The organism is Chenggangzhangella methanolivorans (assembly GCF_019797865.1).
GTDB lineage: Bacteria > Pseudomonadota > Alphaproteobacteria > Rhizobiales > Methylopilaceae > Methylopila > Methylopila methanolivorans.
In genome coordinates, this window is record NZ_CP081869.1 from 2,234,025 (window position 1) to 2,250,000 (window position 15,976).

Sequence of the window (15,976 nt, forward strand, 5' to 3'; positions counted from 1 at the left end):
CGGGGGCGAACAGGGGATCTCGCCCGACTCTTACGTGCTCGCTTTGCCGCTCGAGGCCGGCGCGCGGTGGATCGCGGTCGCGGCCTTTCTCGGCGGCCTCTCAGCGGCCAGCGCCATGGTCATCGTCGAATGCGTGGCGCTCGCCGTGATGATGTCGAACGATCTCGCGATGCCCGTGATGCTGCGCCGCCGCTCGGCGCGCCGCGGGCACATGGCCGAGCGGCTGCTCCTCATCCGCCGCATCTCGATCGTGCTCGTCATGGGGGCCGCCTACGGGGTGAGCCGGATCGCGGGCGCGACCGATCTCTCCAGCCTCGGCCTGATCGCGATGGCGGCGATCGCCCAGCTCGCGCCGGTCTTCTTCGGCGGCCTCGCCTGGACGGGCGGCAACGCCCGGGGCGCGATCGCCGGGCTCTTGGTCGGGCTGGCGCTCTGGGGCTGGACGCTGGTGCTGCCTGCCTGCGCTTTCGGGCAGCGAGGGCTGGCTCGCGGGGCTGGTGGCGAACGGCCCATGGGGCGTCGCGTGGCTGCGTCCGCAGGCGATGTTCGGCGCCGATTTTTCCGACCCCCTCACCCATGGCGTCGTCACGAGCCTGCTGCTCAATGCGCTCGCCTATGTCGTTGTGTCGGGCACCCGCGGCTTGACGCCGATCGAGCGGCAGCAGGCGCTCGCCTTCTGCGGGCGCGAACCCGCCGGCGCGGGACCGCAGCCGACGGCGGCGAACTTCCGGCCCTGGCGCTCGCGCGCGACTGCGGGCGAGCTCGTCCAGACCGTCGCGCGCTATCTCGGGGCCGAACGCACCGAAACCGCGTTTCGCGGCTTCGGCATTGCGCGCGGCGCGGCGCTCGAGCCGAAGGCCGAAGTCGACCTCCAGACGCTGCGCTTCGCCGAGCACCTGCTCGCCTCGGCGATCGGCGCCGCCTCCTCCCGCCTCGTGCTCTCGATGCTGCTGACCAAGCGCAACGTCACGACGACGGACGCGCTGAAGCTGCTCGACGACGCCTCCGCCGCGATGCTGACGAGCCGCGACGTGCTCCAGAACGCGCTCGACCACGCCCGCCAGGGCGTCACCGCGATCGACGCCGACATGAAGCTCGTGTGCTGGAACCGGCAGTTCCGCGAACTGTTTCGACCTGCCGGAAGAGATGATCCACTTCGGCGTCGGGCTCGACGACATCTTTCGCTTCAACGCGGCCCGCGGCGCCTACGGGCCGATCGACCCGGAACCCTTCATCGCCGACCGCATCGAGCGCTTCGTCGTGAAGCTCGAGACGCTGCGCACGCGCCTCCACCCGTCCGGCCGCGTCATCGAGATCCGCTCGGCCCGCATCCCGGAAGGCGGCGTCGTCACGACCTACACGGACATCTCCGACACGGTGGCGGCGCAGGAGGCGCTCGAGCGCGCGAACGAAACGCTGGAGCGGCGCGTGCGCGAGCGCACCCGCGAGCTCACCCCGCCTCAACCAGGAGCTCGCCCGCGCCAAGACCGAGGCCGACGAGGCCAACATCTCGAAGACGCGGTTTCTGGCGGCGGCGAGCCACGACATCCTTCAGCCGCTCAACGCCGCGCGCCTTTTCGCCACCAGCATCGTGGAGCGCGCAGAGGAAGGCGCCGATCTCGGCCGGCTGGCGCGCAACGTCGATTCATCGCTCGACGCGGTCGAGGAGATCCTCTCCACGTTGCTCGACATCTCGCGGCTCGACACCGGCGCGATGCGCCCCGAGCTCTCGAGCTTCCGGCTCGACGACATCACGGGCCAGCTCGCGCGCGAATTCGCGCCGGTCGCCGAGGAGAAGGGCCTGAAGCTCGTCGTGATGCCGACGAACCTCACAGTGCGCTCCGACCGCCGGCTGCTTCGCCGCGTGCTCCAGAATCTCGTCTCGAACGCCATCAAGTATACGCCCGAGGGACGCGTGCTGGTCGGCTGCCGGCGCGCCAAGGGGCGGGTTCGCGTCGAGGTGTGGGACACCGGCCTCGGCATCGAGCCGCAGCAGCAGAAGGTCGTGTTCCGCGAATTCAAGCGGCTCGACCCAGGGCATGCGGGTGGCGTCGGGCCTTGGCCTCGGACTTTCGATCGTCGAGCGCATCGCGCGCATCCTCGACCACCCGATCACCCTGCGCTCCGACCCCGGCAAGGGCTCGATCTTCGCGCTCGACGTGCCCGTCACCGCGCCGATGCCGGCCCTGAAGGTCGCCTCGGGCGCCGGCGCCCGGACGAGCCAGGCGCTCGCCGGGCTCAACGTGCTCGCCATCGACAACGAACCCGCGATCCTCGAGGGCATGACGACGCTGCTCACCGGCTGGGGCTGCACGATCATGACGGCGTCGAGCCTGAAGGAGGCCGAGGCCGTGGTGCGGGCGGCCAAGACCATCCCCGACGTGCTGCTCGCCGACTACCATCTCGACGACGCCGACGGCATGGAGGCGATCGTGGCGCTGCGCTGGAAATTCGGAAAGCCGGTGCCGGCCGTGCTCATCACCGCCGACCGTTCGCCGGAGCTGCGCGCCGAAACCGAAGAGAAGCAGGTGACGATGCTGCCGAAGCCGCTGAAGCCGGCGCTGCGGGCCCTGCTCTCCCAGATGCTGGTGCGCAGGGACGCTGCGGAGTGACGGCCGGGGAGCTAACCGGACAGGTCAGCCGCGGCGCTCACGCCGGCGGCGCGCTCCGGCCACTGGCCGGCCTCGATCTTCGAGGCGGCGATGACCGCCTGGGTGCGGCTCTCGACGCCGAGCTTGGCGAGGATCGCCGAGACGTGGGCCTTCACCGTGGCTTCCGAGACGCCGAGCTCGTAGGCGATTTGCTTGTTGAGCAGGCCCTGGCTCAGCATCATCAGCACGCGGACCTGCTGCGGCGTCAGCGTGCCGAGGCGGGCGGCGAGCTTGGCCGAGCCGTCGTCCGGGCCGGTCAGGTCGACGTCGGGGGGCGACCAGGCGCCGCCGGCCAGAACTTCACGCACCGCGTCGCGCATCTCGTCGACGCCGAGCGTCTTCGGGATGAAGCCCGAGGCGCCGAAGTCCATGCAGCGGCGGATCGTGGTCGGGTCTTCGTTGGCCGAGACCACGACGACCGGCAGCGCAGGATACTGCGCCCGAAGATACATCAGGCCCGAGAAACCGCTGACGCCCGGCATGTTGAGGTCGAGCAGGACGAGGTCGAAGCCGCTGTCGGCCTCGAGCGCCTTGGAGGCGGCGTCGAAGGAGCCGGCCTCCGAGATGTCGGCGGCCTCGCCGGCCATCGCTTCACGCAAGGCGGCGCGAAACAGCGGATGGTCATCCGCAATGAGAACGCGATAGGCCGAAGTCGACGAGGTGCTCATGAGCGTCTCTTAGCGATTCGCGGTTGCGAAATCACTGCGATATGACGCCTCGTTCAGAATAGTTCTGAGGGCGTTGCGGAATTGGCGCGGTTCGGGCCGTTCCGAAGCCTTAAACAGCCTTCCGCCCGGAGAAATGCACCACGATCTCGCGGGCGTGCGGGCGGTCGCGGTGCTCCAGGAGATAGACCGCCTGCCAGGTGCCGAGCGCAAGCCGGCCGCCGATCACCGGAATCGAGAGCGAGACGCCGGTCAGCATCGTCTTCACATGGGCGGGCATGTCGTCCGGCCCCTCGATGCCATGGCGCCACCCGGCGTCGCGCGGCGCCAGGCGGTCGAGCGCGTCCACGAGGTCGTCGAGCACTTCGGGGCTGGCGTTCTCCTGAATGGTCAACGAGGCGGAGGTGTGCCGCACGAAGAGCGTCGCGAGGCCGTCTCCGGCCTTGCCCTCGCGCAGCGCCTGCGCGACCGCTCCGGTGACGTCGACGAGGCCCGGCCCCCGCGTGCCGACGGAAAAGCGCGCGATCGCCTGGTGGTCCGCTGGACCCGCGGAGACGAGGCTGAGGTCGGCGTCGCGCAACAGAGGGTTGGCCATGCGGGCCCATCTCGGGCGCGAAGGCCTTGCGGCGAGCCCCCGCTCGCGTGTTTTCTCGCCGCGCCCGCCCGAAACCAAGCCGGAGCCCGGACGATGAAGCCGCTCACGATCGACCCCGCCGTCTTCGCCGAAGGCGCCGCGCCCGAAGGAACGGAGGCGCTGGCCAGGAAGCTGATCGCGCAGGCGAGCCTTGCGCCCGACACCTGGGCGCTCGGCCCCGCCGAGGTGCGCGCCCGCCGCGCCAAGGGGCTGACGCCGTTCATCGTGGAGCCGAAGAGCGCGCGGGCCGAGACGATCCTCGTTCCCGGTCCCGCCGGCGAGGTTCCGGTGCGCGTGATCGCGCCCGAAGACCCGACCGCTCTCTACCTGCACTTCCACAGCGGCGGCTGGACGCTCGGAACCTGCGACCAGGACGATCCGCGGCTCGAGCGCCTCGCGACCGAACTCGGCTTCGCGTGCCTTCGGTCGACTACCGGCTCGCGCCCGAACACCCCTACCCCGCGGGTCCGACGATTGCGAGGCGGCCGCGCTCTGGGTCGCGCGCGAGGCGAAACAAAAATTCGGCGTCGAGACGCTGCTGATCGGCGGCGAGTCCGCCGGGGCGCATCTCACGGCCGTGACGCTCGTGCGTCTGCGCGATCGCCACGGTCTGACGCCGTTCGCCCGCGCCAACCTGACGGCCGGCAGCTTCGACATGTCGCTGACGCCGAGCGCGCGGGCCTTCGGCAACCAGAAGCTCGTGCTCGGCACGCGCGACATCCGCATGTTCGCCGCGAATTTCCTGCAGAACGGCGAAGACCTGCGCGATCCCGACGTCTCGCCGCTCTACGCAGACCTTGCGGGCCTGCCGCCCGCGATCTTCACCGTCGGCGTTCGCGACCCGCTGCTCGACGACACGCTGTTCATGGCGGCGCGCTGGGTCGCGGCGGGCAATCAGGCGGAGCTCCAGGTCTGGCCCGGCTCCGCCCATGTCTTCACCTCGCTGCCCGACCCGAACGCCGAGCCGGCCTACGCCAAGGTCATGGCGTTCCTAAGAGGCTAGGATCACGCCTTCCCGGCGATCACGCTCAGCAGGACCTTGGCCACTTCGGCCGTCACCTTGCGCCGGTACTTGCGGTGGACGAGCTGGCCGTTGTGGTAGACGTCGTGCTCGACATAGAGGACGGAGCCGTCCCAGCGCAGCACGTTGTCGGTCTCGGTGGTCTCGATGACCTTGAGCCCTTCGATCAGCCGCTCGTCTTGCCGAACGTCCCCCATGCGCGCTGTCCCCTTGTTATCGTTGTCGCCGGCGCATTTGAGACGCCGGCCCGCGATTTGTCGACCCGTCAGGCGATGGGCCCGACGTCGAGGCGCTCCATCGGAAAGCGCGCCACGTCCTTGAGCAGCTCCACGAAGGCGCGCGCGCCGTGCTCGATCGCGTCGGCGCCGGCCTCCGCCGTGCCGGAAGCCGCGTTCCCGATCGCGCCGGCGGCGTTGATGTCCTGCGCCATCCAGCCGAAGCCCGCGGGCGAGGTCGCCCGCAGATGCGCGAACTCGCGCTCCATGTCGATCGTATAGGGGCGGAAGTCGCGCGCCTCGTCCATGCGGACAAGGTCGGACCTGAGCTTGAGCATCAGCGCCGTCTCGATGCCGCCCGCATGGATGCCGTGGCGGATCTCCTCGGGCTCGAACAGCCCGGCCGGATAGCCGAAGCGCTGCCAGTGGCAGTGCACCGCCAGCATCCCCCGCCGCACGCGCAAGCTCCGCGCCACGACGTCGAGCACCGCGGTGTTGCCGCCGTGGCTGTTCATGAGGATCAGCTTGCGGACGCCCGCGCGCGCCACCGACTCGCCGATGTCGGTCCAGGCGCGGATGATGGTCTCAGGAGCGATCGACAGCGTGCCGGGAAAGGCGGCGTGCTCGGCCGAGGTTCCGACGCGCTGCATCGGCAGCACCGTGATCGGCAGGTCGTCCGGGACGAGCTCCAGCGCGCGCTCGAGATAGCCCTCGCCGATCATGGAGTCGACACCGAGCGGAAGATGCGGCCCGTGCTGCTCCACCGCCGCGACGGGGAGCACCGCGATCCACTCGCCGACCGAAGGATCGCAAAAGTCGCTGGTCGTCATCTCCGTCCAGCGGCGGCGGGGCAGGCTCATCGTCAGGCGTCCGGCGGTCGGTTTCGGTCGCGCCGGGTATGGACCAGAAACGCCGCGACCGCACGCGCCATGTCGTCGAGGGGAAGCGCGAAGCAGCTAGCGAGCCGCGCCGCCGCGGGAACGCCCGCCGCCACCTGTTCGGGCGTCAGAGGCAGATGGAGAAAGGTCGCGACGAAAGCCGGCGAAGCGCGCTCGGCGGCCTCGAGCGCGAGGTAGAGGGTCTGGTTGCAGAGATGCGCGCCGGCGTCGTCCGAGACCTCCGCCGGGAAGCCGAGAGCTCGAAGCGCCGCCGCCGCGCCTTCGAGATCCGGCCACGAGGCGGCGCGCGTCTCCCGTCCGCCGTCGCGCACCGGGCCGAGCGCGCCAAACTGTCCGCGCGCGTCGGCGACCCGAAGGTCGCGCCGGTTGCGGGCGACCCGCTCGAAGGACAACGCCTCGCGTCCGGCCGCCTGGCCGGTGAGGAGCACATGGCTCGGGCGCGTCTCGGCGATCGCCGCGGCGAGCTGGCGCTCCGCCGCCTCCGTGTCGACCTCGAGAAGCCTGAAGGCGACGGGCCCTCCGAAGGCGGCTTCCAACCTCGCCCGATCGCTCGCGAGAAGCCGGAGCAGCGCCTCCGAGCAGTTCGGTCCGCCGTCGAAACGGCCGAAGGCTGTCAGCAGAAGACGATTCACGACGCGCTCCGCCCTTGCGGACATTCGAGGGACGCCTCAGAAAGCATGCGCCGCCGCAGATCTTTGACGCGCTCGACTTCCTGTCACGAGACCAGCATATGCTTCGTCGGCCATATTGTTACGCCGCCGAGCCGGGCCAAGCCTTCGAGAAGGGCCGACCATGAAGAGCCCCTACGCCAAGACCGTGGGCTACGAGCTGCTCCACGCCGCGCGGCTGCACCGCGCCCGCAGCGCTCAACTCCTTCAGGAGCTCGGATTGTTTCCGGGCCAGGAGCAAGTGTTGACCCTGCTCGCCGCGCAGGAGAGCGGCCGGACCATGGGCGATCTCGCGGCCGAGCTTCGGGTGCGTCCGCCGACCGCCTCCAAGACGGTGGCGCGTCTCGCGGCGCAAGGCCTCGTAGAGCGCCGCGCCGTGGACGGCGACGGGCGGGTCGTGCGGGTCGAACTGACCGAAGAGGGCCGTCGCCGCGCAGAGGCCGTCGAGGGCGTCTGGGGCGCGCTCGAAAAGGAAGCCTGTGACGGCGTCGACGGCAAGGACCGCAAGAGGATCCGCAAGCTTCTGCGCAAGGTCGGCTCCAATCTCGGAGCCCAGCTCGGCGCGGCGCCCGGCGAGGACGAGCCGGACGACGAGGACTGACGCGGCCTTACGCGCGCAACAGCCGGCTCAACTGTCGCGCTCAGGCGGCGCGAGGTCGGCCGGATCCGCGCCCCAGTAATGCATCGCGATGTTCTGGTTGTTTCGGATCACGGCGCCGGCGATCCGCACGTCGCCGCCCGCGAAGGTCTGCGGATCGGCGCCGCACATGCGGGTGAAGGCGGCCTGCTGAACGACGGCGACGAAGTAGTCAGGCGGCGGAGGCCGAAGGTCGGGTCCCGCCCCGCCGAGACGGGCCTTCGCGTCCTCCGCCGCCCGTCGCATCGCCGACTCGACGGCGTCGAGCATGTCGCGCTCGATCCGCCTGAGCTCCTGGCTCCAGCGAGCCTGCTCGGGCGTCAGCACCGGGCAGACGTCGGGGGTCGTCGCGGGCCTGCGTGGATCGGCCTTGGCCGAGGCGCCTTCGCCCGAGCGCTCGTCAGCCATCGCCCCTCAGCTCCGCCAGCTTGCGGAGCTGCCTTCCGTCGGCGTCGAAGTTCTCGGGCTTCAGCCACGCCTCGAACGCGGCCCTGACGGCCGGCCAGTCGTCCTCGGTCATCGCGAACCACGAGGTGTCGCGGCTGCGGCCCTTGATCACCATATGCTTGCGGAAGATCCCTTCGAAACGGAAGCCGTAGCGCAGCGCAGCGGCCCGCGAGGGCGCGTTGAGCGCGTCGCACTTCCACTCGTAACGGCGGAAGCCGAGCGAGAAGGCGTGAGCCGCCATCAGATACATGGCCTCGGTCGCGGCCGGCGTGCGCGACAGCGCCGGCGAGAACAGGATCGAGCCGACCTCGACCGTGCGGTGCCCGAGATCGACCCGCATGAAGCCCGCGCGCCCGAGCGTCTTGCCGCTCGCCTTGTCGCGGATCGCGAGCGTGGCGACGTCGGTCGCCGCGGCGGCGGTCTTGAGCGCCGCCGCCATCGCGGCCTCGCTTTCGAACGGCCCGTCGAACAGATAGGCGAAGCGCGCCTCGCGACCCTCGCCATGGGTCGGCGCGTAGAGATCGGCCGCGTCCTTCTCCGGATCGAGCGGGCCCAGAACGACGTGCCGGCCTTCCAGCCTCACCGGCGTCGGCCGCGTCGGCGCCGGGCCCTCGACCTTGAGGCCGCGCGGCGGAACGAGATCGGGATCGGTGGGAGACGTCGTCATCATCAAAAGCCTGAAACTGGAGCCGCGTCGGTCCTGCCGCGTCCGGCGCGGCTCGTCCAACGCCTTTTCGTGAGGCAAGCCATCAGAGTTTCATCATCGGCGACCAGCCGAGCTCCGGCGCAAAGCGGGAGACCAGCTTGTCCTTGCCCTCCGCCGGGAACGCCACCCAGGCGGAGCCGTCCTTCGGGCAGCCGGCGAGAAACGCGACCCCGAAGAACTGCGTCGGGCCGCTGGCGTCTGTGCCGGCCTTCTTGATCAGGGCCTTGAGGTTCTCGCGCACATGCGCCTCGCGAGCTCGCGGGCGCGCGCCTTGATCTTTTCGGCCAGCGCCTTGGTGCAGAAGTCCGCCTGCGGATGCACCACGATGCGGATCTGGACGTTCGAACGCCCGACCTTCGAGGCGACGATCGTCTGCTTCAGGGGCGCGGCCGCCACGGGCGCGACGGCGGCGAAAACGGCGAGGATCGCGGCGGCGCGGAGAAGGATCATGGCTTGCGTCAGATCACCAAAAAGCGGCGGGCGTGAGCCCGCGCCGGAATTTTGGCGCGCGCGTCTGGCCCGCCGGCTTGCAGGACGGCCATGAATCGGACGCGCATGACATTCGCCGCGCAAATGATAGGTGAAGCGTCCCGCGCGGTCCGACCGCGCCACGACTGTCAGCCGGGAGGCCGAAAATGCTGAAGACCGTCGCCGCCTTCGACCGGATCGGCGAGGAAAACGCCTTCGCGGTGCTCGCCCGCGCGACCAAGCTCGCCTCGGAAGGCAAGGACATCGTCAATCTCGGCATCGGCCAGCCCGACTTTCCGACCCCGCCCCACATCGTCGAGGCCGCGGTCAAGGCGCTGAAGGACGGCCATCACGGCTACACGCCCGCGACCGGCATCCTTCCGCTGCGCGAGGCGGTGTCCAAAGACCTGAACCGCCGCTTCGGCGTCGAGGTCGATCCGGACCTCGTGATGATCGTGCCGGGCGGCAAGGTCACGATGTACGCCGCCATCCTCCTCTTCGGAGAGCCGGGCGTCGACATCCTCTATCCGGACCCCGGTTCCCGATCTATCGCTCGATGATCGAGTTCACGGGCGCCAATCCGATCCCGGTGCCGATCCGCGAGGAGAACGGCTTCGCCTTCTCGGCCGAGGAGACGCTCGCGCTCATCACCCCGAAGACTCGGCTGCTGATCATCAACTCGCCCGCCAATCCCACCGGCGGGCGTGACCCCGAAGGACGAGATCGACAAGCTGGTGAAGGGTCTCGAGGCCTTTCCGGACGTCGCGATCATGTCGGACGAGATCTACGACCAGCTGACCTTCGACGGGCTCGAGCACCAGACGCTCCTGGCCTATCCGGAGATCCGCGACCGGCTGATCGTGCTGAACGGCTGGTCCAAGACCTACGCCATGACCGGCTGGCGGCTCGGCTGGTCGGTCTGGCCGAAGAAGCTCTATGACGACGTCCGCAAGCTCGGGGTCAACGCCTGGTCCTGCGTCAACGGCCCCCCAGTGGGCCGGGATCGCGGCGCTCGAAGGCCCGCAGGACGCGGTCGCCCACATGCGCGCCGAGTTCGACAAGCGCCGCAAGCTCGTGACCGAAGGCCTCAACGCGCTGCCAGGCGTCTCCGCGATCGCGCCCAAGGGCGCGTTCTACGCCTATCCCAACGTCAAGGAGACCGGCTGGAAGGCGAAGCCGCTCGCCTCCGCGCTGCTCGACGACGCCGGCGTGGCGGTGATCGGCGGGCCGGATTTCGGCGTGCTGGGCGAAGGCTACATCCGCCTCAGCTACGCCAATTCGGCCGAGAACATCTCGAAGGCGCTCGAGCGCATGAAGACGTTTCTGGAGAAGCGTGCGGCGGCGTGAACCGCCCCTTGTCCCGGACGTGACCCGGGACCCAGAGACGGCGGCGCTTCCGATGAAGGCGCCGCCGGTTGCGATGAGTTCGGGACCGGCATCGATTCTGGATCCCAGACCAAGTCCGGGACAAGAGCGGCGGCTACTCCGCCGGCGCGCGGCCGCCCGCCATCTGCTGGAACACCCCGTCGCGGCGCACCAGCGCGTGGAACAGCGCCGCGGCGAGGTGGAGCAGGATCAGCGCGAAGAAGCAGAGCGCGAGCCCCGCATGGGCGGTCCAGAGCGCGGCGTGCAGCTCGCGGCTCGGCGATACGATGGGCGGCAGATGGACGGCCCCGAACAGCACGATCGGATAGTCGGCCGCCGACATCATAGCCCAGCCGATGATCGGCATCGCGATCATCAGCCCGTAGAATGCGAGATGCGAGAGCTTCGCCGCGAGCTTCATCGGCTCGGGCATGCCGGCGGGAAGCTCGGGCGCGCCCTGGACGAGGCGCACGGCGATCCGCAGCAGCGCCAGGATCAGGATCGCGATCCCGAGCGGCCGGTGAACCGCGATCAGCGTCTCGCGGACCTGATCGACGGTCGCCGTCATGCCGACGCCGACGAAACAGCATGGCGAGGATCGCGAGCGCCATCGACCAGTGCAGCGCGCGCTGCAACGGGGAGAACTTCGCCACAGCGCCGCTCATTTCGACATCTCCGGATTCGTCGCGGGATAGGCCTTCGCCTCCGCCGTGCGCTTGTCGAAGGAGGCCTGATAGACCGCCGAGCGCGCAGCCGGGAACGGATCGTCCGAGGTCGAGATCCCGGACGGCAGAACCGTCGGGTCGAAATTGAGGTCGCGGCAGGGGCCGTCAGGCTCGTTCTGGACGGCGGAGGCCACGACCTCGCCAACCTCGACTTTCTCGCGGTCCTCGGGCCAGGCCTTGGTCGGGTCGGCCGTCGGGTCTCCAGGGCCCGCCAGCGTCACCACCATCTTCCAGCGCACGGGACCGGCCTTCACCCGGTCCGTGAGCTCGCTTTCGAGAAAGTTCGGACCGCGCTTGCCGAGTTCGTCCGGCTTGGAGGCGACCGGCTCGACGGTCGGCAGGAACGACCAGCGCACCGCGCGCGAGGCGCCGGACGCGTCCGAGAACAGGAAGGCGTTCAGCCCGTTGTAGCGATCCTGCGCGTAGCTCTCGGTCCAGGGCGCGCTTCCGGCCCAGGCCCCGAAGCCCGCAAACTCCGGATGGGCGCCCGCATAGGCCTTCAGCGCCTCCGGATCCTTGGACCCCGACGCCTTCAGCAGCTCGTAGAACGACGCCGGCGTCGAGGCCGCGAACACCGGAGCGGTGATGTTGGCCATCCGCCATTGCTGCCCGTCCGGCGTCGAGATCTGGAGGCTGAGCCCCCGCACCCTCGCGCTTGCGTCCATCGCCATCGGATTGGGCGTCGCGAGGTTGAGACGCCCGACCACTGGGTAGCGTCCTGCGGCGAGCGCTTGCGCCTTCGACAGCCGGGCTCCAGCGCCGTTGGAGACGAACTCGCCCGTGAAGCACACGCCCTTGGCGTGGTTGCGGCGATGGCCCGCCGCGGGACCGGACGGCGGCGCGAGCGCCGTTAGGAACCTGTCAGGCGTCAGCCGATCGGGCGAGAGCCAGCCGGCCGTATAGGCGAAGGCGCCGCCCGCGCCGGCGACGATCGCCCCGATGAGGACCACCGGGCCGAGGAGCGACGCCGGCTTCTTGGGATCGGGCGTTGGGGACATGGGCGGGAAACTCCCTCGCTGTGCGCGTCATTCGAGATCGCGGCGACGAGCCACGCGCGATCTAAAATGCTTCCAGCCAAGGGAGGATCAACCGGCGGGTGCGCCCGCCCGCCGTCCCGCAAACGCAAGTAACGAATTCAGAACGTCAACGTTCGGGCTTTGTCTCGCGGTCGCCCTGGTCGCGCTGGAGGCCCGGAAACTCGCCGAGATTCTCCTGAAGCTTCGCTTCTTCGACCGAGCGGCCGAACCGCTTTTCGGCCTCTTCCGCGACGGCGTCTTCGACCGGCTCGAGCCCGGCCTTCGGATTGGACTCGAAAGCCGCGAGCTCGCGGGCCTTCTCGATGTAATCGTCCATCCGGCCCTCCGGGGATCCGGCGTCTTCCCAGAGCTTCTTCGCGCGGGCCTTGAGAGCGGGGGTGACGGGGGTCTCGGACATGGGAACTCGCTTGGAACGTGGGGTTTCGTAATGAAAACCCGCGGCGACCCGGAACCGTTCCGGATCCGCTGTTTCCGCCGAGGACGGCCTAGCGGATCACGAGCCGCGCGCCCCAGCGCGAGCCGGGCTCGACGTCGAGCCGGTCGTCGGGCGGAAAGGGCGGCCGCGACGCATCGTCCGGCGGCGCGGCGATTTCGTTGAGGTCGACCAGCCGCGGCGTCCCGACGAGCGCCTCGCTCTCGTCCTTCAGCTCATAAACGAGGCCGTTGGCGAGCGTCGCGCCGAACTGCGCCGGCGTCTTGAACATGAAGATGAGGCTCGCCTCGAGCCAGCCGAGCTTGTCGGCCGCGACGGTGCGCGGGTTCGCGTAAGGATAGGGCACGTGACACAGGATCTCCTTGCCCTCCAGGCATTTGAACTCGCGCATGGAGAGGAAGAAGTCCTTGAAGCGGCCTTGGTCCATCGCGACCGCAAAGGTCGCGCCCTCGGCCGCCTTCGAGAACGTGATCGAACCGACGGCGACGGTGTCGCCGTCGCTCGTCTCCAGCGTGACGTTCTTGCGGCCGTCGAACTCGAAGGCGCGAAGCGTCGTCGGCGCGGCCGTCACGGCTGCGCAGGCTACGAGGATGGTGGCGATGCGGGACATAGCGACCTTCGCCGGACAGAAACGACGTCCGGCGAAGGTCCGCGAGCGGCGCGGAGCGCGCCATTCGCTTTAGGTGCATGAGCCGAAAGGGCGTCAGCCGGCCTCGACGCCGGAGGCCTTGGCCTGCGCGGCCATCTGCTCGAGATGGGCGACGAGCGGCGCGCCGAGGCCGAGCTTCTGGGCGAGGGTCTCGAGGAAACGCTTCTCGCCGTCGGTGTCGGGATCGATCGTGAGGCGGGCGGCGAGCCACACCTCGGAGGCGAGTTCCGGACCACGAGCTTCGGCGGCGATCTCGTCGAGATCGTCAGGCCGACCGAGATGATCGATCAGGAAGGTCTGCTCGTCGCCGTCGGCGCCCGCGGCCTTGAGGGCGTCGCGGATCTTGGCGATCTCGTCGCCGTCGATGCGCCCGTCGGAGCGCGCCGCGGCGATCATCGCCCGCACCAGCAGCAGGCCGAGCTTCTGCTCCTCGTCCGAGCCGTTCGGAACGAAAGCCGTCTCTTGCGGCGGAGGCGCGATCTGGACCGGAGCAGCGGGCGGCGGCGCGGACGGCGCCTGCGCCGGCGGCTGCTGGTTCTTGTCCTGGTAGTTCTGCCAGGCCTTGTAGGCGAGGCCCCCGAGGATCGCGAGACCGCCGAGCTTCACGGCCGACCCGCTCATCGGGATCTTCTTCTTGCCGCCGCCGAGCAGAACGGAGGCCAGCGTCCCCGCGATCGCGCCGCCCGCGACGCCGCCGAGCGGCCCCTTCGCGAAACCTTCGATCTGGCTGCGCAGGTCTCCGCCGCCGGAGCTTTGTTGCGGGGCCGGAGGCCGCCCCTGCTGATCGACAGGAGCGGGCGTCGAACCCGGCCCGCCCATGCGCGACAGCGCGCCGCCGATCGCCTCGCTAAGACCGCCGCCGGGCTTTCCCGATGCGGAGCCTGCCCCCGAACCGAGGAATTGGTCGAGGAGCTTCTTGGCGTCGAGCATGGGCGGGAGCCTCCGTTGAAGTCGCAGATCAGGTCGCGACGGACGTAAGCTTCCCAACCCTGCGGGACAAGAGCGCCGCCGGCTCGAACGTGCGGCGCGCCCTCAGCGCGCCTTGAGCGCGGCCGCCTCCTTGGCGAGCGACTGGATCTTCCCCCAGTCGCCGGCGTCGATCGCGTCCTGCGGCGCGACCCAGGAGCCGCCGCAGCAGGCGACGTTGCGCAGCTTCAGGTAGTCCTGGACGTTCGACATGTCGATGCCGCCGGTCGGCACGAAGTGAAGCTCCGGCAGCGGGGCGACGAGCGACTTCAGGAACGCCGGACCGCCCGCGGGGCCGGCCGGGAAGAACTTCGCGAAGGTGGCCCCGCGCTCGGAGAGCTGCATCGCCTCCGACACCGTCGACACGCCGGGCAGCCACGGCACCGGCGCTTCGCTGGCCGCGCCGAGAAGCCGAGAGCTCGAACCCGGGCTGACGAGGAAGGACGCGCCGGACTCGATCGCCTGCTGCACGTGCTCGGGCTCGAGGATCGTGCCGGCGCCGACCGTGACGCCCTCCACCTCGTCGACGATGGCCTTCAGCGCCTCGAGCGCCTTCGGCGTGCGCATGGTGACCTCAAGAACGGTGAGGCCGCCGTCGCGCAGGGCCTTGGCGGTCTCAAGCCCCGACTTGGCGTCGGAGAAGGTGAGGACCGGGATCACCGGGGTCTGGGACAGGATCGCGGCGAGGCGTTCGGTCTTGGCGAGCGTGAATGACATTGGGGGCTCCCTCGCGGACGCAAAATATATGGCGCACGTCCATCGCCCCTGCGCCCTGAAGGTCAAGCCGTTGGAGTTCCAAGACGCCGGCGACGGCGGAGCCCTGCCCGGCCGTCCTCTGGCGCGCGCCGCTATCGACCTGATCTCTCTGCTCTTTTTGTGCGCCGCAACGAAGCCCTGTTCCGACTGCGGAGCGGCTTTGCGTCAGCGCATCGACGCCGATCGCGAACGAAGACTAGCGAACCTGCGGACCACCGAGGCATCCGCCGGCGTCGGTCTTGCCGATCGATCCGTCCGGGCAGCGGATGGTGCGGCCGCCGTCCTCCGGGTATTTGCGCTCGGCGCTGATCGCGCTTCCAGCCGCGCGGCCGCCCGCCGCGCCGGCCGCGCCGCCCGAGGCCTGCGTTCCCTGCGGGGTCGTGGCGGAGTAAGACGGCGAGGACAGTGAGCCGCCGGAGGCCCCCGACGAGCCGCCGGCGCTCGATGCGCCGCTTGAGCTTCCCAAACCTCCCGAGGAGGAGCCTCCGCTCTGCGCCAGCGCGGGGGCGCCGGCGACAGCGAGCGAGGCGGACAGGAGAGCCGATGTGAGCAGGATGCGGACGGTCGACATGACGGCAGCCTTTCATGCGAACTGCGCGCCGCCGCGATCGGAACGACGCGCCTACCGGCCGAACCCGCGGAGGCCCGCTTCGTTCCGCGCGCGGAGACCTTCGGCATGCTGATCGGCGTCGACATCGGCGGCACGAAAATCGAAGCCGCGGCGCTCGACGACGACGGCGCGACGCTGGGGCGGAAGCGCGTCTCGACCCCGAGAGGCGATTACGACGGCGCTTTGGGCGTCATCCGGGATATCGTGGCGGATATGGAGGCGAGGTTTGGGCAGGCCGCCGGCGTCGGGATAGGGACGCCAGGCTCGCTGTCACCCAGAACCGGTCTCGTGCGAAACGCCAACTCCACCTGGTTCAACGGACGGCGGCTTCAGGGCGATCTCGAGTTCGTTCTCCGGAGGCCCGTCCGCATCGAGAACGACGCCAACTGCCTCGCCGTCTCCGAGGCGACCGACGGAGCCGCCG

General features: G+C 69.9%; 19 protein-coding genes and 5 pseudogenes (1 of these 24 running past the window's edge). 8 read left to right on the plus strand and 16 right to left on the minus strand.

Annotated elements, in window-relative coordinates:
* Positions 1-1,013: 1,013 nt before the first annotated feature.
* From K6K41_RS29985 to K6K41_RS29450, 4 genes and pseudogenes are all read left to right on the plus strand, one after another.
* Positions 1,014-1,088: pseudogene (locus tag K6K41_RS29985) on the plus strand (hypothetical protein); the annotation flags it as partial.
* A 58-nt stretch (positions 1,089-1,146) separates the two neighbouring features.
* Positions 1,147-1,332 (plus strand): annotated as a pseudogene (locus K6K41_RS29440) (PAS-domain containing protein); the annotation flags it as partial.
* A gap of 214 nt (positions 1,333-1,546) precedes the next feature.
* A pseudogene (locus K6K41_RS29445) lies at positions 1,547-1,966 on the plus strand (sensor histidine kinase); the annotation flags it as partial.
* A gap of 73 nt (positions 1,967-2,039) precedes the next feature.
* Positions 2,040-2,612, plus strand: a complete 573-nt coding sequence (locus K6K41_RS29450) for a response regulator (RefSeq protein ID WP_315855183.1) — start codon at positions 2,040-2,042, stop codon at positions 2,610-2,612.
* An 11-nt stretch (positions 2,613-2,623) separates the two neighbouring features.
* Here the strand turns inward: K6K41_RS29450 and K6K41_RS11680 are convergent, their stop codons facing one another.
* Together K6K41_RS11680 and K6K41_RS11685 are read right to left on the minus strand one after the other, a co-directional pair.
* Positions 2,624-3,319: a response regulator transcription factor gene (locus tag K6K41_RS11680; protein ID WP_261405181.1), complete on the minus strand. Its 696-nt coding sequence runs from the start codon at positions 3,317-3,319 to the stop codon at positions 2,624-2,626.
* 109 nt (positions 3,320-3,428) lie between these two features.
* Complete coding sequence (locus K6K41_RS11685; protein ID WP_261405182.1) at positions 3,429-3,911, minus strand: secondary thiamine-phosphate synthase enzyme YjbQ; 483 nt, start codon at positions 3,909-3,911, stop codon at positions 3,429-3,431.
* A 93-nt stretch (positions 3,912-4,004) separates the two neighbouring features.
* Here K6K41_RS11685 and K6K41_RS11690 point away from each other — a divergent pair.
* Positions 4,005-4,953: pseudogene (locus K6K41_RS11690) on the plus strand (alpha/beta hydrolase).
* A gap of 2 nt (positions 4,954-4,955) precedes the next feature.
* On the opposite strand, the gene K6K41_RS11695 reads toward K6K41_RS11690, so the two are convergent.
* The 3 genes from K6K41_RS11695 to K6K41_RS11705 form a co-directional block, all read right to left on the minus strand.
* Positions 4,956-5,168: a hypothetical protein gene (locus K6K41_RS11695; RefSeq protein ID WP_261405183.1), complete on the minus strand. Its 213-nt coding sequence runs from the start codon at positions 5,166-5,168 to the stop codon at positions 4,956-4,958.
* Positions 5,169-5,236: 68 nt separating this feature from the next.
* On the minus strand, positions 5,237-6,046 hold the full coding sequence (locus tag K6K41_RS11700; protein ID WP_261405184.1) for a creatininase family protein: 810 nt from the start codon (positions 6,044-6,046) through the stop codon (positions 5,237-5,239).
* A gap of 2 nt (positions 6,047-6,048) precedes the next feature.
* The gene (locus tag K6K41_RS11705; RefSeq protein WP_261405185.1) at positions 6,049-6,717 is read right to left on the minus strand and encodes a pyroglutamyl-peptidase I; all 669 of its coding nucleotides are present in this window, start codon (positions 6,715-6,717) and stop codon (positions 6,049-6,051) included.
* Positions 6,718-6,877: 160 nt separating this feature from the next.
* Here K6K41_RS11705 and K6K41_RS11710 point away from each other — a divergent pair, with 160 nt between their 5' ends.
* On the plus strand, positions 6,878-7,354 hold the full coding sequence (locus K6K41_RS11710; protein ID WP_261405186.1) for a MarR family winged helix-turn-helix transcriptional regulator: 477 nt from the start codon (positions 6,878-6,880) through the stop codon (positions 7,352-7,354).
* Positions 7,355-7,381: 27 nt separating this feature from the next.
* Here the strand turns inward: K6K41_RS11710 and K6K41_RS11715 are convergent, their stop codons facing one another.
* The 4 genes from K6K41_RS11715 to K6K41_RS11730 form a co-directional block, all read right to left on the minus strand.
* Complete coding sequence (locus tag K6K41_RS11715; protein ID WP_261405187.1) at positions 7,382-7,798, minus strand: hypothetical protein; 417 nt, start codon at positions 7,796-7,798, stop codon at positions 7,382-7,384.
* Entirely contained in the window at positions 7,791-8,504 is a 714-nt protein-coding gene (locus tag K6K41_RS11720) for a GNAT family N-acetyltransferase (protein ID WP_261405188.1), read from the minus strand. The genes K6K41_RS11715 and K6K41_RS11720 overlap by 8 nt, the downstream gene beginning before the upstream one ends.
* Before the next feature lie 82 nt (positions 8,505-8,586).
* On the minus strand, positions 8,587-8,784 hold the full coding sequence (locus K6K41_RS11725) for a hypothetical protein (RefSeq protein ID WP_261405189.1): 198 nt from the start codon (positions 8,782-8,784) through the stop codon (positions 8,587-8,589).
* Positions 8,760-8,993, minus strand: coding sequence for a hypothetical protein (locus tag K6K41_RS11730; protein ID WP_261405190.1), 234 nt, complete (start codon positions 8,991-8,993; stop codon positions 8,760-8,762). Before K6K41_RS11730 ends, K6K41_RS11725 begins: the two co-directional genes overlap by 25 nt.
* A 185-nt stretch (positions 8,994-9,178) precedes the next feature.
* On the opposite strand from K6K41_RS11730, the pseudogene K6K41_RS11735 reads away from it, so the two are divergent.
* Positions 9,179-10,358, plus strand: a pseudogene (locus K6K41_RS11735) (pyridoxal phosphate-dependent aminotransferase).
* Positions 10,359-10,491: 133 nt separating this feature from the next.
* On the opposite strand, the gene K6K41_RS11740 reads toward K6K41_RS11735, so the two are convergent.
* From K6K41_RS11740 to K6K41_RS11770, 7 genes are all read right to left on the minus strand, one after another.
* Positions 10,492-10,944 carry a cytochrome b gene (locus tag K6K41_RS11740; protein ID WP_315855184.1) on the minus strand — a complete coding sequence of 151 codons (453 nt, stop codon included), beginning with the start codon at positions 10,942-10,944 and terminating at the stop codon, positions 10,492-10,494.
* A gap of 93 nt (positions 10,945-11,037) precedes the next feature.
* Positions 11,038-12,099, minus strand: coding sequence for a catalase family peroxidase (locus tag K6K41_RS11745; RefSeq protein WP_261405191.1), 1,062 nt, complete (start codon positions 12,097-12,099; stop codon positions 11,038-11,040).
* 145 nt (positions 12,100-12,244) lie between these two features.
* Positions 12,245-12,535 carry a hypothetical protein gene (locus K6K41_RS11750; protein ID WP_261405192.1) on the minus strand — a complete coding sequence of 97 codons (291 nt, stop codon included), beginning with the start codon at positions 12,533-12,535 and terminating at the stop codon, positions 12,245-12,247.
* 88 nt (positions 12,536-12,623) lie between these two features.
* Positions 12,624-13,181, minus strand: a complete 558-nt coding sequence (locus K6K41_RS11755; protein WP_261405193.1) for a hypothetical protein — start codon at positions 13,179-13,181, stop codon at positions 12,624-12,626.
* 93 nt (positions 13,182-13,274) lie between these two features.
* Positions 13,275-14,150 (minus strand): tellurite resistance TerB family protein, encoded by an 876-nt coding sequence (locus tag K6K41_RS11760; RefSeq protein WP_261405194.1) that lies wholly within the window; start codon positions 14,148-14,150, stop codon positions 13,275-13,277.
* Between the two features lie 102 nt (positions 14,151-14,252).
* Positions 14,253-14,903, minus strand: coding sequence for a bifunctional 4-hydroxy-2-oxoglutarate aldolase/2-dehydro-3-deoxy-phosphogluconate aldolase (locus K6K41_RS11765; protein WP_261405195.1), 651 nt, complete (start codon positions 14,901-14,903; stop codon positions 14,253-14,255).
* A gap of 235 nt (positions 14,904-15,138) precedes the next feature.
* Positions 15,139-15,513, minus strand: a complete 375-nt coding sequence (locus tag K6K41_RS11770; protein WP_261405196.1) for a hypothetical protein — start codon at positions 15,511-15,513, stop codon at positions 15,139-15,141.
* Between the two features lie 105 nt (positions 15,514-15,618).
* On the opposite strand from K6K41_RS11770, the gene K6K41_RS11775 reads away from it, so the two are divergent.
* Positions 15,619-15,976 carry the 5' portion of an ROK family protein gene (locus K6K41_RS11775; protein ID WP_261405197.1) on the plus strand. 542 nt of this gene lie beyond the right edge of the window, so only the first 358 of its 900 coding nucleotides appear in the window; it begins with the start codon at positions 15,619-15,621; its stop codon lies off the right edge, out of view.